Source organism: Flavobacterium sp. 25HG05S-40 (assembly GCF_052654735.1).
In genome coordinates, this window is record NZ_CP199750.1 from 480,272 (window position 1) to 502,887 (window position 22,616).

Annotated in this window: 11 protein-coding genes; 3 read left to right on the forward strand and 8 right to left on the reverse strand. The window is 37.5% G+C overall.

Features of this window, described 5'->3' with window-relative positions:
* Positions 1-23: 23 nt before the first annotated feature.
* On the forward strand, positions 24-1,340 hold the full coding sequence (locus ACULEU_RS02025) for a hydroxymethylglutaryl-CoA reductase, degradative (protein ID WP_445453793.1): 1,317 nt from the start codon (positions 24-26) through the stop codon (positions 1,338-1,340).
* Positions 1,341-1,387: 47 nt separating this feature from the next.
* Positions 1,388-2,314: a GYDIA family GHMP kinase gene (locus ACULEU_RS02030; protein WP_445453794.1), complete on the forward strand. Its 927-nt coding sequence runs from the start codon at positions 1,388-1,390 to the stop codon at positions 2,312-2,314.
* Between the two features lie 206 nt (positions 2,315-2,520).
* Here ACULEU_RS02030 and ACULEU_RS02035 read toward each other — a convergent pair whose 3' ends face one another.
* From ACULEU_RS02035 to ACULEU_RS02065, 7 genes are all read right to left on the reverse strand, one after another.
* Positions 2,521-4,638, reverse strand: a complete 2,118-nt coding sequence (locus ACULEU_RS02035) for a gliding motility protein RemB (RefSeq protein ID WP_445453795.1) — start codon at positions 4,636-4,638, stop codon at positions 2,521-2,523.
* A gap of 101 nt (positions 4,639-4,739) precedes the next feature.
* Positions 4,740-5,117, reverse strand: a complete 378-nt coding sequence (locus tag ACULEU_RS02040) for a VanZ family protein (RefSeq protein WP_445453796.1) — start codon at positions 5,115-5,117, stop codon at positions 4,740-4,742.
* Complete coding sequence (gene gcvH, locus ACULEU_RS02045; RefSeq protein WP_445453797.1) at positions 5,110-5,490, reverse strand: glycine cleavage system protein GcvH; 381 nt, start codon at positions 5,488-5,490, stop codon at positions 5,110-5,112. Before gcvH ends, ACULEU_RS02040 begins: the two co-directional genes overlap by 8 nt.
* A gap of 63 nt (positions 5,491-5,553) precedes the next feature.
* Positions 5,554-12,861, reverse strand: a complete 7,308-nt coding sequence (gene sov, locus ACULEU_RS02050) for a T9SS outer membrane translocon Sov/SprA (protein ID WP_445454878.1) — start codon at positions 12,859-12,861, stop codon at positions 5,554-5,556.
* Between the two features lie 39 nt (positions 12,862-12,900).
* Positions 12,901-13,482, reverse strand: coding sequence for a Holliday junction branch migration protein RuvA (gene ruvA / locus ACULEU_RS02055; RefSeq protein ID WP_445453798.1), 582 nt, complete (start codon positions 13,480-13,482; stop codon positions 12,901-12,903).
* Between the two features lie 85 nt (positions 13,483-13,567).
* Complete coding sequence (locus ACULEU_RS02060; RefSeq protein ID WP_445453799.1) at positions 13,568-15,862, reverse strand: NADP-dependent malic enzyme; 2,295 nt, start codon at positions 15,860-15,862, stop codon at positions 13,568-13,570.
* A 747-nt stretch (positions 15,863-16,609) separates the two neighbouring features.
* Positions 16,610-19,228 (reverse strand): AsmA family protein, encoded by a 2,619-nt coding sequence (locus tag ACULEU_RS02065; protein ID WP_445453800.1) that lies wholly within the window; start codon positions 19,226-19,228, stop codon positions 16,610-16,612.
* A 167-nt stretch (positions 19,229-19,395) separates the two neighbouring features.
* Here ACULEU_RS02065 and folK point away from each other — a divergent pair, with 167 nt between their 5' ends.
* The gene (gene folK / locus ACULEU_RS02070) at positions 19,396-20,532 is read left to right on the forward strand and encodes a 2-amino-4-hydroxy-6-hydroxymethyldihydropteridine diphosphokinase (RefSeq protein WP_445453801.1); all 1,137 of its coding nucleotides are present in this window, start codon (positions 19,396-19,398) and stop codon (positions 20,530-20,532) included.
* A 1-nt stretch (position 20,533) separates the two neighbouring features.
* Here folK and ACULEU_RS02075 read toward each other — a convergent pair whose 3' ends face one another.
* Positions 20,534-22,612: an Ig-like domain-containing protein gene (locus tag ACULEU_RS02075; protein ID WP_445453802.1), complete on the reverse strand. Its 2,079-nt coding sequence runs from the start codon at positions 22,610-22,612 to the stop codon at positions 20,534-20,536.
* Between the last annotated feature and the right edge of the window lie 4 nt (positions 22,613-22,616).

Here is a 22,616-nt window from a genome sequence, read left to right on the forward strand (position 1 = left end):
ATTTCATTTTAGCAGCATCAATAATGGATAACGCCGTTTCAGGTTTTTCAAAACTTACCAAAGAAGAAAAAATCAATTGGATTGCCAATACCTATTTTATCAATCCGGCAGAGGCAATTGCGACCTTAAAGCAATATTGGAATAACGATGCCCAATTGCAGCAATTGCACGATGATTTCATAGAAAACACCATTTCCAATTTCTACCTTCCGATGGGAATTGCGCCTAATTTTCTAATCAACGGCAACTACTATTCGGTTCCGATGGTGATTGAAGAAAGCTCGGTGGTGGCTGCGGCCGCAAAATCGGCTAAATTTTGGTCTACGCGAGGCGGATTCAAAGCAGCCGTTTTAAACACTGAAAAAATAGGTCAGGTACATTTTCTTTTTCAAGGAGATTCGGGTAGCCTACAGTCGTTTTTTGAAGCTATTAAACCTAATCTACTTGCTTCTACAGAAAGCATTACAGCCAATATGCAAAAGCGCGGCGGTGGTATAACTTCTTTGGAACTTCGAAATAAAACAACCGAATTAGAGAATTACTTTCAGCTTCATGTCACTTTTGAAACTAAAGATAGTATGGGGGCGAATTTTATCAATTCGTGTCTCGAACAATTGGCCAAAACTTTAAAGGAAGAAGCGTTAAACTATGCTGGTTTTAATGAAGCCGAAAAGAATATCAGCGTGGTCATGAGCATCCTTTCCAACTATGTTCCGAATTGCATCGTTCGTGCTGAAGTTTCGTGTCAGGTAACAGATTTGGCCGAAAAGAAAATAGAAAACCCTCAAGAGTTTGCCGAAAAATTCGTTCAGGCTGTCCGCATCGCCGAAGTAGAGCCTTTTAGAGCCGTGACGCATAACAAAGGGATTATGAATGGGGTTGATGCTGTGATTCTAGCTACTGGAAACGATTTTCGCGCCGTAGAAGCCGGAGTCCATGCTTATGCCTCGCGAAATGGTCAATATAGCAGTTTATCTCACGCCAAAATCGAAAACGGAGTCTTTACTTTTTGGATGGAAATTCCTTTGGCTGTAGGAACCGTTGGCGGATTGACATCTTTACATCCCTTAGTTAAAATAGCCTTAGAAATTCTCGGAAAACCATCTGCTTCCCAGTTGATGGAGATTGTAGCCGTGACTGGTTTGGCTCAAAACTTTGCAGCTTTACGTTCGCTTACTACAACTGGAATTCAGGAAGGACATATGAAAATGCACATCAACAACATCTTAAATCAATACCAAACGACTCCCGAAGAACGAAAAATGATTAAAAGCCATTTTGAAAACAATACCATTTCCCATGCAGCAGTGGTTTCCTATATTGACAGTTTAAGGAAATAAGAAGTAATTTTACAATATCAAAAGCAACCCTAAATATTCGTGCATTCGTGGCTGATTCTCTAAAAAAAACGTATTACAGCAATGGCAAATTGCTCATTACCGGAGAATATCTGGTGCTAGATGGTGCCAAAGCCTTTGCGCTTCCTACTAAGTTTGGACAAAACCTGATTGTTGAAGAAGCTGAGGGAGAAAGCATCCATTGGAAAAGTTATGATAGCGACGGAAGTATTTGGTTTGAAGACACGATTCCGTTTGCCTCCATTATCCGAAATGAGCGTTTTGATGATGCTAAGAGTATCAAGAATACCCTAATGGAGATACTGCACGAAGCCTATCGGATGAATCCAGATTTTATAACCAACGCCAAAGGATATACCATTACAACCGAATTGACTTTTCCTAAATTTTGGGGTTTAGGAACTTCTTCTACCTTAATCAATAATATTGGGCAATGGCTTCAAATTGATGCTTTCGAGCTGCTTAAAAACAGTTTTGGAGGTAGTGGCTATGATATTGCTTGTGCGCAAAACTGCGGACCGATTCTATATCAATTGGTCAACGAAAAGCCAGTCGTAGAAACGGTACTTTTTAATCCTGATTTCACTACTAAAATTTTCTTTATTTACCTAAACCAAAAGCAAAACAGCAAGGCAGCTATCGCTTCGTATTATGGAAAAAGTGCCCATAATCCCAAAAGCATAGCCAAAATCAATACCCTTGCTAAAGCTGTAATTTCAGCTACAACGGTCAACGACTTTGCGCTAGCACTCCAAAACCACGAAATTGAAATGAGCAATATCCTGGAACTGCCAACGGTAAAGGAAGCCTTGTTTCCCGATTTTGATGGTGTAATCAAAAGTTTAGGCGCTTGGGGTGGCGATTTTGTAATGGCAGTTTCCAAGGAAAATCCTGCAGCCTATTTCAATTCCAAAGGCTATGACGTGGTGATTCCTTATTCGGAGATGATTTTGTGATTTTTAGGAGCAGCACCCAAGGGTTACGATCATGTATCCTCCCGCTATCCGCACTACAGGGTAGTTCGCTGCTATCGGGGCTATAAAGATGTTTGGCTATTTTATCTTAAAAACAAAAAAGGTTTAGTGCAAATCTGAGTTCAGCTTAAGTTACTCATATAGGAATATCGATTCGCAGTATTTCTTTTCTTCCCAAAGTCTAGCTATTAATAATCAAAATACCAATTGAAGATATCACAACGCAATCCTACCGAAAACCAAGTCGTACTTTCTTTAACGGCTGTAGCGGTTTCGGTGTTTGGACTAAAGTTTCTGTAAATAAAACTTCCGAAGAGTTTCATGTTGGTTGACGGATTGATTAAATAACCGGCTTGAATATCCGCAAAGAAAATGCTGGTTTTATTCCCTTGTCCAATAGCAACACCTGTATCAAAAGGACGGTTGTCATTATAACTCAAATAGATATTACTTCCGTAGTTGAAGGTGTCTCCGGTTGTGTTAAAATCAAGACCACGTTCTCCAAAAGTAATTTTAGCATCGGCAAAATATCTTCCTTTATGATAGCGAGCAATGGCAATAAACTCCTTGAAGTTTCCGCCCCATTGATGCCCCAAACTTTGGTTGTTATGACCATAATTGGTAATCGCTTCGCTGTGCGCATATACATAAGGACGCACATGATTGTATTCGACCTGTAACAATAAATTTTTGATGTTGAAGGCATTGTAATATTTAGCTCCTAATTGATATCCATATTTGTTCTTCCAACTTTTATTGCCTGCTTTTACAGCATCCAATGAAAACTCATCTAGTAAGAACTGTCCGTAAACATTGATTTGGTTGGTAAATTTGAATTTAGAGGTCAAACCCAACAATGCATTCCCACTTCTGGATGAAGAGCCGAACTCAACCGTACGATAAAATATAATCGGATTTACAAAACTCATATCAAAGCCACGATTGTTTTGATTGGTCCAAATCACCGATTCAAATAACCCCACATTCCAACGGTTCGTAACATTTAAACTCAAATAATGGCTGGCTGCAAACTTAGTAGCATAGGTTCGGTCTACCGTAACATCTGGTCGGACATCTTTGAGCCAAGTGTAAATGTTGGTATATTTTATTTTCCAAAAAGTAGTATTCAGTTTGAAAAAAGGATACGGACTAGCACCGTCTCCTAACAATAAAGAACGGTATCCATCACCAATAAAGTTCTTACCATAACCCAAATTCAGATTGATAAATTTACTTGGCGTATACGACAAATTGGCTTCAGCCATCGGGAAATCGTATGCGTCGCTTTTGAATTCCTTAGCAATTCCGATTCCAGGAATTATGGCCGGGTTTCCACCATCAGGTTTTATGGATTCGGCATAACTATTGAAATAATCTGCAAATCGTCCCTGACTTTCATAGATGGTCGTCGTAAAATTAAGTTCCTTTCCCAAACCACCATTAAATTGAATTCCACGGGTATTGATGTAGGTATATTTGGCCACACTTGGATCACTTTTCCCCAACTGAACATCTAGAATAGGGTTGAGGGTAAACCAATAATCTTCGCCTTGTATTTCTACAAAATTCTCATTCCATAATTTTCTTCCCCACCATTCGGTTTTGTTTTTGGCTAATGCTTTATTGGCATCTTTTAAATTGTAATATTTATTGACATCGGCATAGGCAAACGGTTTGGATCCTGTATGATTGTTGGCGCCAATTTGGTTCATGGCAGCATCAAATCGGGAGTAAAAACTATGAGAAAGAGGGATATTGATATGACTTTCCAATTGTGGATTGTCGAATTTTTTGAACTTCATACTGTCCAATTCCGTTAAAGCCTTATTGTTAGGTTTGTATGTTGCTGAATTTTTTTCGGCTACTGCTTTGGCTTCCTTTTCGGCTTGTATTTGAGCAACACTTTGTAACGGAATAGCAATTTTGATAGTATATTTAATGTAGGTTGGATTTCCGTTGTAGGTTGCCGGACTAATCTTTGGTAATTCTCCAAATACTCTTTTGCTTTCTGATATTAAGGCTTCATCAACAGCATCAACGTACAAAACCTTAAAGCTTCCTTTATCATTCACCTCAAATAGGACAAGTATACTTCCTTTAAAATTTTGCTCTTTCAATTTTTCGGGAACCTTAAAATTAGTATATACAAAATCTTGAACCTGATTGTAAAAACAAGTTTCTAGTGTCTGCGACTGCATTCTTTCGCATGATGGAAAAACCGGAAATTTTTCAGTATCGTTTTGGGAGCTCTGAGCATTAGCGAGAACCGCCACAAAAAGGAGAAGTATTGGAAGAATCTTTTTCATTTTTAAAAATATCGTTTCGGGATATTGACTTTTATTATTGGGATAAAAATAGAAAAAAAATCCCGTCTAGTCATATAAACAAGACGGGAGAATTTTATTATTTACTGGTTAATTGCTTTTCGTCTTTTGATAAAAACAAATAAGAGTAACGCTACTAATGCTCCGATAGTATTTGCCAGCACATCAAGTATATCTGCTTGTCTTGTTTTGGTGAATTGTTGTTGTAAAACCTCAATCAATGTTCCGTAGCAAACAGAAACAAAAACAAGCCTGAAGATTGGTGGTAACTTTAGTTCATTTTGCTTTAGAGAAACATAAATTCCCCAAAGGATTGTAAAGACAAAATGAAATATACTATGAACATATTTATCAGCACCAGAAACATTTAAGCTTGGTAAATCACTAAATGTTATCAAGCATAAAAAAGCAATCAGAACAGTCCAGCCAATTGCCAGACCTAAAAATGTTTTTTTAAGCACCAATCAGTTCTTTGTAAGCTTCGCTCGAAAGTAATTCTTCAATTTCTGAAGCATTGGCGATTTTTACTTTAACCATCCAACCTTTTCCATAAGGATCGGTATTCACGGCTTCAGGGTTTTGCTCTAAAGCATCATTGAATTCCACAATTTCACCAGATAAAGGCAAGAACAAATCAGAAACCGTTTTCACTGCTTCAACTGTTCCGAAAACTTCATCTTTATCTAGGGTTTGATCTAAAGTTTCCACTTCTACATAAACGATGTCGCCTAATTCTTTTTGCGCGAAATCAGTGATGCCAACTGTTGCAGTGTCTCCTTCTATTAAAACCCATTCGTGGTCTTTAGTATATTTTAAATTGCTTGGTATGTTCATTTGGTATAAATTTTAGACTGTAAAGATACTATTTGCTATTGAAATTTTTATTGAAAATAAAGCTTAGTTTCCGAAATTATATCGCATAGTAAATCCGGCTCTGATATTGGTCAGCGGGAACGATGTGGATATTACCGGTTTTGAAAATGAATGGTCATAGAAGAAAATAGCCGTTAAGTTTTTACTGAAAGAATAATCGGCAGTTAATTTTGCTGACCAAATATTTTGTCCTCCACCTAGTTGATTATTGTCATAATCGAGATAACGTACAATGGTTTTGTTATTTCTGTATGAGAAGTCGATTTTCAGATTAATATCACTTTTGATAATTCCGGTTGGATTGTCCGCCAATTGCGAGGAGAAAATAACGTCTTTGAAACGGTATCCAAATCCTACAATATATTCTCTTCCTTGAACTTCGGTCAGTAAATTGTTGTCAAAACTCAACGATAAACTACGGTCTTTTTTGATTTCGGCCAAGATTTTGAAAGCATTTTTCATTTCAAAGTCTAAACGAACCAACGGATTAAATTGCTCCACTAAGTTGATGTTACCGATGATTGTCTTGTTGAAGAAATTTCCAAAACCACCATTATCTTGCTGTGGAGTTGCGCTGTTTTGATTATAATCAAGATTAGATCGGAAAGAGTTTATGGTATAAGAGGCTCGGTAAGCATGTTGGATAGAGAAACGTTTGAAACGCTCTTTAAAGAAGCTATAACGCATTAGTCCACTGTACTTGATCGTCCAATTAGGAATAGGGAAGTTTCGGAATGCATCCAAAGAAACTCCTAATCCCGCTTCGCCACCACGAGAATTTGTAATACCTAATCCCGTATACGCTGCTAAGAAAGACGGAATTAATACCGACTGGTTGTTTTTTCCAAATCCAATTGGATATCCGGCATTGGCAGTATAAAAATTGTATTTTGGATCATTAGTATCTGTCGGAATAGGGTTTGCGGCATCACCATATCTTGGAATAGCACCACCATTATAATACTGTTCTGCTAATCGGTTGGCAATAATAACTCTGTTTTCTCTAAAATCTTGGAATGTTGAGGATGCGTTTTCATCACTAGTCTTAAATGATGTTTTTAGCATCACTGTAGATATAGAGAAGTTCCCAAAATTGTATGGAGATTGTGGCGTGTAATCATCACCATTTAAAACTACATATTGCTCGGAGAAGTTATTGGCATACGTTCTATTACCCGTTAAATCAATTTTGAAATCTGGAAATAAATCGATGTTGGCTGTATAATCTAATTGTTTTGTAATGGTATGCGTATAACTTTGGTTAAAATCTTGATAACCGGTCAACCATCCTCTTTTCGCAGCTTCATAACGAACATCATCTTGAGATCCCAAAACGAATCCTAAAGTTGGTTTAGAAGTTCCGAAAAACCCTAAGCCTGGTAAATAGCCAGGAAGTAATGTTCCTTCGTTTCTGGTGTAATTAATCTGAATGTTTTTGATGCTGGTCAAAACGCCTTTTAACCCGTCCAAAAAGACACTGTTGGTTTTGGCAGGTTGGGCTTTTACACCTGTTATTTTTTCTCCAGGTTTTGGCAAGGTTGGTTGTTTTGCGGCTGGAGTTGCAGGTTTTTTTCCTAATCCAATATACTTATAGAACGTTTCCATATTCAAAGCCGTATTCAAACGATGAGAGGCCGCATTTTGAATGGTATTCCCTAAATTAGTGAAACCTGTTGGGCTGCTAGGATCTGGTGCATTAGCAAATCCAAGAGGTGCTCTTTGCCAGTTGTAATCGCCAGTGTACGAGTACGTCGATTTTACAAAGGCCAAGAAAGGAAGTTTGTTAACAGGTAATTCATAATTCACAACAATTTGTTGATTGTGTTGGTCTGGCAAACCAATATTCCAGAAGTCAGTCCAAATAGTATTGCTGTTATCAGGTACATTATTTTCATCCATATACGTTCGAACGATATTATTCGATGCAGCAGTAAAGTTTATTTTTAATGCTTTAGTAAGATTATAATTAAAACCGTACTGATAATTAAACATATAATTTCTTCTAAACAAAGGATCTAATGGAATTCCGGCCACCTCCACTTGTCGGAACTGTTGTTTGTTATATTGTCTGATAATATTACTGCTAAACGAGATGCTGGCAGGAAGATAATTAAAGTTGAAATCGCTTAATAATTTCCAATACGAACTCTTCTTCATGAATTTCGTTTTCTTGAACGGTTCAATGGCTTTATTTTGAAACGAATAGGTGTAATCTACAGTAGTATTTACTTGTTGATCTATAAAATTTTCGATTTCGTAATTGTGTTTTTCCACCTGATTGTACGAATAGGACAAGGTCAAATTCTCTGGGTCGTAGATATGTGGTTTTTGATCCGGAGATCTTTCTTTTTTAACCCCTATGAAATTGATACTTTTTCTTTTAGTGAAATCGATTGCTCTGTTCTTCAGGTTTTTTCTTTCATCGGCATCAGTGGTATTCGCCAGCAATTGGTCTAAACGAATATCCTGATTGAAAGGATCGTATTCCGGAGTTATAGTTTCCTCTCCAACGGCATAATTGAAAGGTAAATTGATACCCCATTTTTTGGGCAATAATTTCCCTAAACTTAGGTTGGTTACAATGTTATACTGTTGCACATCTTCACGACTTCTCTCTTGCGGTGCTTGTTCTAAAGCACCAAAGCCAATGGTACTCATTCTTCCGGTAGCAGAAATTGTAGCAAAATCAGCCAAGTTGGTATCCATGTTTAAGACTGCGGCCATTCCACCTTTATTATCCATATCGGAAAGACGCAATTCGTTAAACCAAACTTCACCGCGTACTCGGTCATTATGGTTGTTTTTTATACCTACCATAAGGGTTCTTACTAAACCAAAGTTAGGGGTACCTTTTATTCCTAATCGTAATGTTGGATCACCATCACCGTCAGGAAGGCTAGCATCATCATCTGGGTAATAGACTCCATCGGGAAATGCAGAAAAATCAACGCTCAAAGACTTCACTTTCATCGCTGTTAAAAGCGACATGGATAAGTTGATTTCATTTTCTTCCGGCCAAACTTCTTCGGCTGTAGTAGCGCCAGGAGCAGTAACTTTTAACGGAATTTCTACCTGATAGAAATTGTTGGTAAAGTCATTTCCAAAACGAATAAAGGCTTTCATTTGATCGTCTTGTAATTGAGAATCAGTTGGCAATGCTTCAGCGTGTAAAAACATTTTCATCTTTTTGTACTGACGCATGTCCACTTCTACATTTTTAAATACGGCTCTTGAATCGCCAACCTCAAGTCCTAAACCAGCAGCTCTTAAAGAAAGTGATTGTTCATTTTGATTTAAGAGTTGATTGTTTTGTCCCACAACCTCTCTAACTACACCTGGAGGTGAGATGTATCTTATAGGCAATCGCTGTGCATTTTCTTCGATGTTTACCGCGAGAACATCAAAGTTAGTTCCGTCATCATCAGGGTCCGTATCGGCTGGTAATTGGAACGAATTTTCATAGCGTCTCCATTCCCCTCGAACCAAATCTAAGGCACCAAAACGAAGTGTTATTGGGTCTTTAAACCCAGTCATGAACATCCTCATAAATCGTATAGAACGAAAATCGGATATACTTCCAACTACGTTTTTAAATTGTGTAACCGGAATTTTAAATTGTATCCATCTTGCTTCAGTCTCATTTCCATTTGGGACATCATCCTCTTGTATTGTTGTAGGAACAATATCTGTAATGAAATTTGAACCAACAGTCATACCTTTCATTAAATCAATTTCATACTCATAGTAAGCATTTGCCTCATTCATCGTGTTATCCCGATTGATATCCTCTACATCTGGAAGTGTCGTTGATCCTCGGTTCGTATCAGTAACGCTTATAGGGGAGTTACCTTCTGTTCCATTATATTTACTATATCTCTCAAATAAGGTTGTCCCCGATGAACTCAAGAAATATTCATAATTATCTGCTGCGGGGTCATCAAGGGCAGCAAAACCAGGATCGATGTTAGCAAGAGCTCTTTCACCAACATCATTAGCGCCATCAAAACCAACATCCTGAGCACTTCTATTAGCGCCATCAACATCAAAAGCATAGATTAGAGATTGTGAAGAAGGAACTCTTCCCCATATTGTTGGATTGGTGGTATTTACAGTAGTGTTGGTGGCTGGTAACCCATTTTCGTATTGTTTACGAGAATCTTTAAGCACGTCTTCTGATATTTCACCAAGATTGATGTATAATTTTCCTGTATTTGTGATAGATGCTTCTGAAGCTGGGTTTCCTGGATCATGATAAGGATCTAACATCCAAAATTGGATATATTCTACGTTGCTTTGCTCAAAGTTAGTTGAGTTAATCGCGCGTGTAATTCCACCAAAGTTTTTGGGTGCATCGGTATCGTTAAATCCACCTGGTGCAAGTGCTAATGGGTTGTAATTGTAGGGACCTCTTTCTTTTGGATTATAAGTTAAATCGAAAGTGTTGATGACTTGTTGTTGTCCCACTGCTATCGAAGTTAATGGGAATAATTCATTGATGAATATTCTTCTTGTGCTGTTTGTTGAAATACCATCAGGACCAATACTCCCTGGCGATTGAAAAATGGTGGGGTCAATACTGTACCAATTCAATTTGGCTCTTTTATAGCCATAGCTTAAGTCAATAGCAGCGGATCCAAAATCTTCATAACTTGGTACAGGTCCGGTGGTGGGGATTTTTGGTGTAGAAGATAAACTCCAAGACTGAGCAGAGCGCATATCTATGGTAGTTTGAGAACCTTCAAAATCATCCACATATACGGTAGACTCTCCTTCAAATTGATCATTTTTAGAGGCATCCGGTTTTAAGAATGCCATTTCTCCACGTAATGAAAAGTTAGACGGAACATCGGTATCAATATTCGGCAATTTATTCACCAATCGGGTTAGGAATGGTACTTCAGTAGCATAATTGGCATTAAATCCGAAAATGCTATTGTTTACCGATTCTTGTCCGTAGTTCGATTTTGTGGTAAGCGGTCTTTCGGTCATTTTTAAAAATGTAGCTCCAACCAATAATTTATCGGAAAATTTGTGCTCGACATTAATTCCCATAAATCTTCTGGTTTGCTGACCGAACGTAGCATTGTTTTCTACAGAAACCTGAATAGGAGTGTTAGAAGCTTGTAAAGAAGGGTCTAAGATTTGCACTCTACCAGCTTGATAGTTAACGCTATAGTCAATACCTTCTTGTAAAACTCTTCCTCCAGCGGTTACCACAACAGAACCTCTAGGAACATTGTAGGCACCAATCGGAATTCCGTCACCTCCCGAAGATTTGTATCTTCCTTTTAATTGAAACTTATTTTTTTCAGCATCCTGCAAAGCCGAGGCTGGCGTTCCGATATACATATTTCTAAATACGTATTTCGCCTGATTGGCGTTGTAATCTGCTATGTTTGTTGGGTCACCATAATAATTTTGCGTTGGTGAAGTTCTTAATTTTTCAAACAAATGCAATCCAAAAGGTTCAACAGTGGTAAAAATCAAACGTCCATTTTGCTGATCTACCGTTATTCCCGGTAAAAAATCGAAAAAACCATCACCACCTAATTGTGGATCGTTGTTATAGTTAAGTTTGTCAACATTGAATACTTTCAGCAAGGGTGTTTCTGCCACATCCGAAGGTAGCTGACTGCTAGGGCTGTTGTTTGCTGGTGTGATGTAGTTTAACGGAGAAGGGTCAGTATATAAAATGTTGAATCTGAAATCTTCCTGCTGTAACTGATAACCACCTTGAATTTGGTAGATGTTTTTCATCATCAAGTTCCAAATTGGTTTTTGAACGTTGGTCAAATTACTTTTCAGCATTTTCAAAATCAAACTTTGAGTAGAGATGTTTTGAGAAGCAGTTCCGCTGCCTGAAATTACAGTCGAATCCACACCATCAGTACCAAATTCTCCCACCTGATACACTTGATCTCCGATGGTATATTGATAAGCAACCGCTAAAACCTCGTCGTTGGACAGTCTTTGTTGTAAAGAGATGTAACCCAATTGTGGGTGAAAAGTAAACTCGTTTGGTGCTAACTTTCGGGCATTTTCCAGTTTAGAGTAATCGGTTCCTTCATCAACAGGTACTGTATTATTAAAACCGCCACTTGCCGTTACAACATCTCTAACATTGCCGTTTAATAAACCTCCGCCAGCTGAAATTAGTCCTGGGTCATATCTATTATTTTTGTTATCAGACGGCAAATCTATTGCTGTTGGTGACAAGAAAAAGTTGTTGGCATTATATTCTATCGGATCAACTGCAACTACACGGCTTTCGGCTATGTTTGTTAATCTGGATTCTCCCAAATCCTGGAGTGCAATTATATTTCTAAGATTGTTACTTGTTGTGCTGACACGATTTTGTCTGTTGGTTACCCAAACCTCAATTCTAGTAATTTGAACACGGCTTTGAATGATGGGATAGTTCGCCAAGGCTTCATCGTACTTATTTCTGAAATACTGCGACAGGAAAAAGTGTCTGTCATTGTCGTAGTCTAAACCAAATATTTCGAAATCTTGTATCGTTCCGCCACCTTGGGCAATAACCGATTTGGTTTGTGATTTTTGTTCCGAAAAGACTCCCGTTACGGTAGTTCTTCCAAATTGTAATTGCGCTTTGACTCCAAATAAACTTTGTGCGCCACGGATTAAGGAATTCGATAGTGGCATGCTGACGTTTCCGACCTCAATTTTCTGAATGATATCGTCTTCGGTTGGAGCGTATTCTAATTTGATTAGATTTTGAAAAGCAAAGGTCGATTCGGTATCGTAATTGGCATTAACACTTAGTCTCGTTCCTACTTTTCCGTTTAAACTCATGCTGATTCTTTGATCAAAATCGAACGAAAACTGAGAGCGGTTTCTAGGTGAAAATGAAGGGTTGTCTTGTTTAGTATAACGCACACCCAAATCCATTTCTACAGACCCTGTGGGTTTTACATCAATAGTATTGGAACCAAAAATGGTTTCAAAGAAACCGGAATTGACGTAGTATCTCGGTAATAAATCTTTTTTGGCAGCTTCACTTCCCTCTTTTTTTCCATCAATAGCATCCGATTTTTGTTTGAAATACTCGCGCATCGATTCGCGAAGTACCAGTTCTTCGTATTCTTTTGGCGTCAAGATTATGGGATAATTGATGTTAAATCCATCAAAAGTGCTCGTATAAATGTATCTGTTGGTAGCAGGGTCATACGTGTACGCATTGACAATGCTGTTTGGATTTTTAATTTCAACACGTCCTGTGGAATAGCCGGTACTGTCTACAACAGTGGGGTTAACTTGAGAAAAAACAGTAGTGCTGAGCAGCAAAACTAATCCGAGGAGTAGCTTTTTTATATGTAAAAATGGTTTGGTATCGTAAATTGTTTTCAAGTATTATAAATTTTTTAACGCTTGTTTGATTATTGTTTCTACTCCGGCTTCGGGATTTTCTTTGATGATTTTGTCCACCACTTTTTCTGCATTTTTCCTAACATAACCCAAAACCTCTAAGGCAGATAACGATTCTTCCCGCGAAATATTGTGTTGTGTCATAGAAATTTCCTCTAAATCATAAATCTTTAACACTTTTTCCTTTAAATCTAGTATGACACGTTGAGCCGTTTTGCTTCCAATCCCTTTGATAGATTGAATAGTTCCCAAATCGCCGCTGCCAATGGCATGAATAATTTGTTTCGGGTCTAAAGAAGATAACATCGTTCTTGCAATGCTGGCTCCAATTCCGGAAACCGATAGTAAAAGCTTAAACAATTCTCTTTCTGATTTTTCTACAAAACCAAACAAAGAATGCGCATCTTCCTTAATTTGGAGATGCGTATATAATTTTACGAAATCAGTATTCGGAAGCAAGGAAAAAGTATGCAGTGAAATATTAATGTGATAACCAACTCCATTGCAGTCTATAACAACTTCAGTAGGGGATTTTTCAACTAATTTTCCTTGAATGTGTGCAATCATTTTTTATTAAAATCTATCTCCAAATATAACAAAATTCTCTAATTGGTATAATTTGAGTGCAATAAGTGTACAATAATACAAAAACTTATTTGGCAGTCATCTTTTTTCTCTTCTCTTTTTCTTGCGCATCCACCACCGAAACAGCTACCATATTTACCATTTCTTCGACACTGGCACCCAATTGGAAAATGTGCACTGCTTTTTCCATTCCGAGCATGATGGGTCCAATAGAGTCTACTTTATACAATTCTTTTAAGAGTTTATAGGTGATATTTGCTGCTTCTAAATTAGGGAATATCAAAGTGTTTACTTTTTTTCCAGCCAATTTCGAGAACGGAAACTTAGCTTTGAGCATTTCGGCATTCAACGCAAAATCGGTTTGGATTTCGCCATCAACTATCAAATCGGGATAATATTTGTGTAAATACGCAACAGCTTCTCTCACTTTATTGGCACTTTCGTGCGCTGAGGAACCGAAATTTGAAAAAGAAACCATTGCTATGACAGGCTCCATTCCGAACATTCGAGCTGTTTTAGCCGTCATCAATGCAATTTTTGCTAGTTCTTCTGCCGAAGGATTTGGGTTGATGGCGGTATCTGATAAGAACATTGGGCCTCGGTTAGTCATCATCATGTTGGTCGTTGCAATCAACGTAATACCCGGAGCTTTCCCAATCAATTGCATCAGAGGTTTTACGGTAGAAGGATAACTTCTGGAATAACCCGAAACCATGGCGTCAGCATCACCTTCATTAACCATCATGGCGGCAAAATAATTTCGTTCGCGCATCCATTTTTGAGCATCAAGTAATGAAATACCTCTTCGTTGTCTTGATTTCCAATAGATGTCAGCATATTTCAAGCGGCGTTTGTCCTCCTCAGTAGTTTTTGGATCAAAAATCGGAACATCAGCATCAAATCCTAATTCTTCTTTTAATTCCAAAATCAATTCTTTGTTTCCTAAAAGGATTGGATGGGCAATGCCTTCTTCATAAGCAATTTGGGCTGCTTTTAGTACATCTAAATGATCCGCTTCGGCAAAAACAACACGTTTAGGATCTGTTTTGGCTCTGTTGGTCAGCAAGCGTACCATTTTATTGTCAGAACCCAAACGTTCTAATAATTCTTCTTCATATTTTTCCCAATCAGTTATCGGATGTAATGCAACACCTGATTCCATTGCGGCTCTTGCTACAGCTGGTGGCACTTTTGCAATCAATCGTGGGTCAAACGGTTTCGGAATGATATAGTCTCTTCCAAAAACCAACTTCGTTTCGCCGTAAGCAATGTTTACTTGTTCTGGTACTGATTCTTTGGCTAATTCTGCTAAAGCAACTACGGCTGCTTTTTTCATGTCTTCATTAATCTTGGTGGCTCTAATGTCAAGCGCACCGCGGAAAATATAAGGAAACCCCAAAACATTATTTACTTGGTTCGGATGGTCAGAACGACCGGTTGCCATGATAATATCTTTTCTGGTTTTGATAGCGATATCGTATTTTATTTCCGGATTGGGATTTGCCATTGCAAAAACGATTGGATTTTTTGCCATTCCCAAAAGCATCTCTGGAGTAACAATATCACCTGTTGATAGTCCGACGAAAACATCGCTTCCAACCATGGCTTCTTGCAACGATGGGGAAACGGCTTTGTCTGTACCGTATTTTTTTTGGTTTTCCGAAATCTTTGGATCGTCTTTACGAAGGGCACCTTTGCTGTTAAACATCAAAATATTTTCTTCTTTAACGCCAAAAGAAACATACAAATTGGCGCAGGCAATCGCTGCTGAACCAGCTCCGGATATTATGATTTTTACATTGTCCATCTTTTTCCCCGCCAATTCTACTGCATTTAATAATGCTGCTGCTGAGATGATTGCGGTTCCATGTTGGTCATCGTGCATGACCGGAATATTCAGTTCTTCTACCAAACGTCTTTCAATTTCGAAAGACTCTGGAGCTTTGATATCTTCCAGATTGATTCCGCCAAAAGTCGGCGCAATATTTTTTACAGTTTCAATAAACGCATCGACATCTTTAGTATCGACTTCAATATCAAAAACATCAATGTCAGCAAAGATTTTGAAGAGCAATGCTTTTCCTTCCATAACCGGTTTTGAAGCTTCGGGACCAATATCGCCTAAACCTAAAACGGCTGTACCATTACTGATTACGGCTACCAGATTTCCTTTGGAAGTATATTTATAGACATTGTTTACATCTTTGGCAATTTCCAAACAGGGCTCAGCAACACCGGGCGAGTAGGCCAATGATAAATCTCTTTGCGTGGCGTATTTTTTGGTAGGCACGACTTGAATTTTTCCCGGAGTGGGTTTGGCGTGGTATAAAAGGGCTTCTCTGCGTTTACTATCTTTGTGCATGGTCTTTATTTTGATAACACAAAGGTAGAAGACTGAATGTAAAAAGGAAATTTTTGAGGGTTTTCTTTTTGAAGATTTGTAGTTTAGACTGTTACTAAAAAACCCTTTCAATTTGAAAGGGTTTTTTGTTAAAAATTATACTTGCTGAATATTTTAAAAGTATGAAAAATTATAAACACACATCCAATTATAACAAGATTTCGTCTCACTTTGAGCATAGGCATTAGATTTTTAAAACAGAAATAAAGAATAATCCATAATGCTAAACGTATAGGTAAATACCAAAGAATTTTATTTAAATCATACCAAGGTTTGAGACATGATTTATCATATAACGCTCCGCTAACTTCAAATATTACAGGGCTTACAACTATTATCAACAAAAATAGTTTGTCAAGTTCAAAATATTTTGAGATTAATTTAAATATAAAAAAAAGACAAAATATCACTAATAAAAAAAATATACTTTCAAAAATAACGGCTGTTTTTACATTAGAAACACTTTTGTTTTTTAATAAAGTTGTATTTACTAATGACTCGTAAATACGCAGCCCTTTACTAACAGAAAGCAATTTAAAGTAATAAAGAATAAATGAGCTTATTGCTATTATTGAGATGTTTTTAATCAAGTTCATCCAATACCTGTGCTTTAGTTTTTTTTCAATTGTATTTCAATCATTTTCAATGCATTTCCCATTCTGATGTAAATATCAAAAAAAACCCTTTCAATCTGAAAGGGTTTTTATCTTATTTTGTCGGAGCTGGCGTTGTTTCTGTTTTCTTCGGTTCTTCTTTTTTCTTTTTGTTAAACAAACCGTTGAGTAAATCTTTCGCTCTGTCTTTTACATCAGTTTTCACGTTGGTTTTAGTGGTATCCGTTTTGGGTTTGGTCGCATTAGAAATAATGCCGCTCAATGCATCTCTTCCGCCACTGATTAATTTTTCTTTTTGTTGTTTTACCAAATTCGTAACCAAATTCGTTGTGGCTTGTTTGATGTCGGTTGTTATTTTTGGACTGCTGAAGTTTCCACCCAATATAGCATTAATAGGAATGGTTTCAAACTTTTTAGCATCAGCCGGAGTTAGTTTCCCTATTAAATTGTTGATTTCTGTTCCTAAATATTTTGCCGGAACATCAAGCTTAATGTTGTAATTCATCAATTGGTCAAAACCATGAGTTCCGCCAACGGTTGCTTTAATGTCCTGATACTTGATGTCGAAAGGTTTTACATTTACTTTCCCGTCTTTAAAGGTTAACGCAGCTTTTAAATCATTCAGATTTAATTTTTTCAAATCGACAAAACCCAACTGATTGTCTAGGGCACTAAGCAAAGTTGAGTTGCTTGAATTTACAGTTGTTGAAAGCAATTGTCCCAATAGATCTCCGGAAATGGTGTTCAAATCAGGAGCCATTTGCTTGTCTTTAAGATTTCCGGAAAGTTTGATTTTCGAATTCAGTTTTCCATTGATTACTCCGGCAATCGGAGCAATTTTCTTCATCATGTCTAATTGCGTAAAAGTTTGAGCAATGTCGACACCTGTCAAGCCCAAGTCCATATTGAATTTAGATACTTTTTCCTTGGTAGAAACATCACCGTTAAAGGCAATAGAACCACCGAAAATATCGGTTTTACCATTTTGTAAAGTAGCTTTTTGGTCTTTAATGATGATTTTCCCGGATACATTTTTCAGCACCAGATTGTCGTATAAAACAGTATTGGCTTTTGCGGTTAACGTACAGTTCAGGAACGCCGGAATCTTCATGGCTTCAGCTGGTTTATCGGCTTCTTTTTTAGTATCTGCTTCAGAAGTCATAAAATCGCTTACCGCCAATTGATTCGAGTTCAGGTTGAAATTTCCTTTCAGTTCCTGATTTTTAAATACAAATCCGTAGAAGTTTTCTAAAACACCATTTACGGCCAAATCTGTTTTTCCAGTAGTTGCATTGAACTGTTTCAGATTTACACGGCTTGGGTCAAACGAAACCAACGCACGACTGATTTTCATCGTTTTTCCACCATCGTCTGTATAATTAAATCCGGTCAAATCCAATGTTCCTGCATTTTTGATTCGGGCATAATCACTTTTTTCTACGGACTGCATGTCAAATTCGGTAGTGACATCTGCTTTTAAAATTCCGCTTAATGGTTTATCCAATTTTACAGGATATGCTTTGGTAAGGTTTCCCAGATTGATGGTGCCTTTCAGCGCTGCGTTTACCAGAGCATTTTCGGAAATGTTTCTAATATTGGCTTTGGCGTTAAAAACATCTTGGTCAATTTGAAATGATAATTTATCCAAATTCACATACGTATCATTCATTACACCCGTTTCGTTGATGATTTTGGTATCGATGACAATTTTTTGAACTGATTTTGGCAAGTTTGGATATTGAAATGAAGCGTTATTTGAAGCAATTTCGATATTGAATTTAGGCACCGTAGTATCCGAAAGCAATCCTTTGGCAAAGCCGCCAACGGTGAAATCACCACTGGTTTTTACGTCTTTAAGATTGCTTGAATATTGTGCCGGAATCAATCCTAAAAAGTTTTTAAAGGATGAGGTTGGTGTTTTGAATTTCAGGTCATATTGTTGTCCCGCTTCGACAATCTGTATAAAACCGTCAAATTCTAAAGGCAGTTCGTTGATTTTTGCTTTGTTTTCTTTGAAGGTATATTTGCTATTGTCCAAATCAATTCCAAGAGTAGCATCCAACGAAAGCTTTACATTTTTCATGTAATTGGCCTTGTCCATATCTAAGGAAACAGTTGTTGTGGTTTTGGTAACCAAATCTAATTTAGAGGAAGCAAAGTCGCCTGTTCCTTCATGATTAATACTGTCTAAAACCATTCGAAGTTTCGATTTTTCGTCGGTGTATTTGAACCTAAAATTTTCAACCGAATATTCTTTTATCTTCAACGAAAGCGGTTTGCTTTTTCCATCGTCTCCTTTTTTATCCTCTTTGAGGGCAATGTCAAAATTACCGACACCATTTTTATCAATAATAATATTGACCAAACCATTTTTTGAAGAAATCCCGTCAATATTCATAGGCTCATTTTCGCCGTTAAACAATTCTTTGATGGACATTTTTAGATTGAGCTCTTCAAAAGCTACCAAAGTATCTCCTTCAAATGGCGCTTTATTAATGATAGTAAGCTTATCTATGGATACACTTGCATTGGGAAAATTTCTGAACAAACTCAGATCGGCATCGGCGAAAGCCACTTTGGCGTCGACCTTTTCATTGATGGCAGTCAAAATTCGGGCTTTGATTTGATCTTTAAAGAAATAGGGAATGGCAAAGGCTGAAATGACTAACAGCAACAAAAATATTCCGACTATTTTTAAGATTTTCTTTAACATGGTATGGCAGATTTAGTTACGCTTTATTTTAACAAAAATAATGCCTTTTAGTGAGAAGAGGGTTATTAATTAGGGAAGTTTTATGATTTAATTGTTGAGAAAATGTTATCAACACTTGGCTGTTTTTTGTAATTATTCTAAAATACTTTTAGTTAATTTGTGCTTCCATGAAAAAGCAGCATCAGGTCATTTTATCGCTAGGCACGAATCAGGGCAATCGTCTCGAAAACATTGAGCGTTGCATAGAAAGTCTGCACAATGAAATAGGGACTATTATCAAAATTTCTAAGCTATATGAGACGCCGTCATGGGGTTTTGAGAGTGCGAAATTTTATAATTGTGCTGTGATTATGAATACGCATAAATCGGCGCATCAAATTTTGGAGGAATGTTTGCTTTTGGAAGAAGCTTTGGGAAGAATCCGCACCGCATCGGAAGGATATCAGGCTCGTATCATTGATATTGATGTTATTGCTTTTGATGAGGAAATTATAGCTTCCGACAAATTGCAAGTGCCTCATCCGGAAATGCAAAACCGATTGTTTGTTTTGTTGCCGATGCGCGATTTAAATCTCGATTGGCGTCACCCGATTTTACAGAAATATTTGCATGAGTTGTTAGTCCTTTCGGAAGATAAAAGCAATTGCATATTGATTCAAAACCTTGAAATTCCGATCGCCAAATTGAAGTTGGATCATTTCAATTATATTGCGATCGAAGGAAATATTGGTGCCGGAAAAACGACGTTAACCAATAAACTAGCGGAAGATTTCAATGCGAAATCCGTTTTGGAACGTTTTGCGGACAATCCTTTTTTGCCTAAGTTTTATGAAGATCAAAGTCGGTACGCTTTTCCGTTAGAAATGTCCTTTTTAGCGGATAGATACCAGCAGATATCCGATGATTTAGCACAGTTTGATTTGTTTAAGGATTTTATTGTTGCCGATTATCATATTTTTAAGTCGTTGATTTTTGCAAAAGTTACCCTTGCTGAAGATGAATTCCGTTTGTATAAAACGATGTTCGACATTATCTATAAAGAGATGCCCAAGCCTGATTTGTATATTTATTTGTACCAAAGTACCGAAAGGCTTTTGAGTAACATCAAGGAACGAGGGAGAAGCTACGAGCAGGAAATTCCGGCTGAATATCTTGAAAAAATCAATAATGGTTATCTAGATTATATCAAATCGCAAACCAATTTGAATGTTTTGATTATCGATGTAACGAACAGGGATTTTCAGAATAATCAGGAAGATTATGTCTTTGTTTTAAATGAAATTCAGAAAAAGATTTCCGGATAAATTATCTTTTTAAAGTAAAATGTCCTCTAGTTTCGGGGAACGTCTCGTTTATTTTCGCTACAAACCAATAATCATTCCCAGGCAATAGTTTTCCGTTAAAAGTACCATCCCAAGAAGGATTAAAAGTATTCAAAACAGTAATTAACTTACCAAAGCGATCAAATATTTTAACTTCTGTAGCAGCGAAATTGGAACCTCCTTTTATATACCAATTGTCATTTATACCGTCTCCATTTGGACTAAAAAATTCCGGATAAGAAATCACTACAAAAGGTCGTTGATCATTGCCACAGTTATTTTTTTCTCTTACATAAGCCCTATACATTCCGCCTTCAAAAAAAGTAAAGATATTCGAGTCTTGATAGGTTTCTCCATCTAAAGAATATTCAAAATCACCACTTTGTGTAGTGTTTATAGTTGCGGTTAAACCTTGAATAACAACTTCCGAAATCAAGGGTTTCGTATTGTAAGCAATGTTGAAGTTTTTGATTTTGGTGCAATTTCCTGGCGATGGTGTAGTGACTTCTACACTATAAGTTGTTAGTCCGTTGGATAGTATTGTTGGCGTAGTTTCTCCTGTTGACCACAAGTACGTCATGTTCGGATTTCCGGCATCCAGCGTAATTTGATCCCCTTGACATAAAACTATAGTTTCATCGGTCAATATCGGAATGGGGTAAACATTTACTTGAACTGTGGCCCGGTCAGAAAGACAATTGTCATTGTTGGCTTCGGCATAAAAAACGGTGTCCTGATGAATATTGGGAACCACAAAATGTGTTCCTAAAAAAATAGGATTGGGGCTAGTTGGACTGTCAAACCAAAACATTACTCCAGTTGATGTTTGAACATCGATCACGGTATAACTTTCGTCGCACATGTAATAAGGAGAATTGACCGTCAATATGGGTTTGGGAGTTACATTAGCATTCACCGGCGTTCTAGAAATATCAGGGCATCCATTGTAGTTCGCGGCCGCATAAAATGGAGTTGTAGAAGCTACATTAGGAGTTGTAAAACTACTTCCTGTCGCGATAAGAGTTCCTCCGGTAGGAACATCGTACCAATTTACTGTGCCTGTATTTGAGACTGCATTGAGTGTAACTGCTCCGTTACCACAGCGCGTTGCTGAAGTGGTGGCCGTTATGGCAGCAATAGTTAACGAAGTACTTGCTGAAATATTTAATGTTGGATCGCCCGGAGTGCCCCCATATTCAACGATATATCCTTTAGGTTGATAATCGCCACCTGATTCGCCTACATTAGACAAATCATTCCAACCACCAACAATTCCAACACCAGAGGCATTGATATGGGCGTAATCTTCATCGAAAGTATTGTTTGGCTCTCCCGTATTCCATTGGGCAAATGTTGAAGTAAATCCTGTAAAGTTACCCGTCCAAAAGGTAATACCAATTTCTGGACCGGTCATCCATTTCCAAATTCCTTCAGTAGCTTCATCGCTGCCTCCAATCCAACCTGCTCCCGTTGTTTGTTCTCCTGCAATTTGTGCTTCTTCGGCTGAAGTTATTGTCGCTAAATACCCTTGCAACCCATAGTAAGTACTGTTTTGTGCAGCTGTTTTTGCGGCCGACCAACTGATGCCTATGTTTGGAATGTATAAATAATAGTGACCGTTTGACGGTAAATAATTGGCTTGACCCACCGAGATGGAAAAATTTCGTATTCCTGACGGATTTGTTGAAGAGGATGAAAATTCGATGTCTTCAATAGCAGCCTCAAGTTCGGTGTAAGTAGGTTGAATAGATATTCCAGCTAGGGTTAATGTTGCCGTAGTTGGATTCCAGTTCGTTACGATGTTAGGGTGAATTCCTGTCAAGTTTAATAAGTCTTCACCTCTTTGGTATCCGGATGATATTTGAATATAAATAGCATCTATTCCTGGGTCATCAGGATCAGTGATATTCATATTCGAAACTATTTTGACGGTACTGCCCGGACAATAGATTTGATTTCCGGTAGCCGTTAGGTAGGGTGCAATATTTTGTTGACTCCAACCGTTATGAAAGCCAAGTATATTTATAAGTAACAATAAAAAACAACCCAATTTCTTTTTCATGCGC

Excerpts from the sequence above, each read along its gene's own strand:
- ACULEU_RS02035 (WP_445453795.1), bottom strand. The coding sequence starts at position 4,638 with ATGAAAAAGATTCTTCCAATACTTCTCCTTTTTGTGGCGGTTCTCGCT.
- ACULEU_RS02075 (WP_445453802.1), bottom strand. The coding sequence starts at position 22,612 with ATGAAAAAGAAATTGGGTTGTTTTTTATTGTTACTTATAAATATACTT.
- ACULEU_RS02025 (WP_445453793.1), top strand. The coding sequence starts at position 24 with ATGGATAACGCCGTTTCAGGTTTTTCAAAACTTACCAAAGAAGAAAAA.
- folK (WP_445453801.1), top strand. The coding sequence starts at position 19,396 with ATGAAAAAGCAGCATCAGGTCATTTTATCGCTAGGCACGAATCAGGGC.
- ACULEU_RS02065 (WP_445453800.1), bottom strand. The coding sequence starts at position 19,228 with ATGTTAAAGAAAATCTTAAAAATAGTCGGAATATTTTTGTTGCTGTTA.
- ACULEU_RS02060 (WP_445453799.1), bottom strand. The coding sequence starts at position 15,862 with ATGCACAAAGATAGTAAACGCAGAGAAGCCCTTTTATACCACGCCAAA.
- ruvA (WP_445453798.1), bottom strand. The coding sequence starts at position 13,482 with ATGATTGCACACATTCAAGGAAAATTAGTTGAAAAATCCCCTACTGAA.
- gcvH (WP_445453797.1), bottom strand. The coding sequence starts at position 5,490 with ATGAACATACCAAGCAATTTAAAATATACTAAAGACCACGAATGGGTT.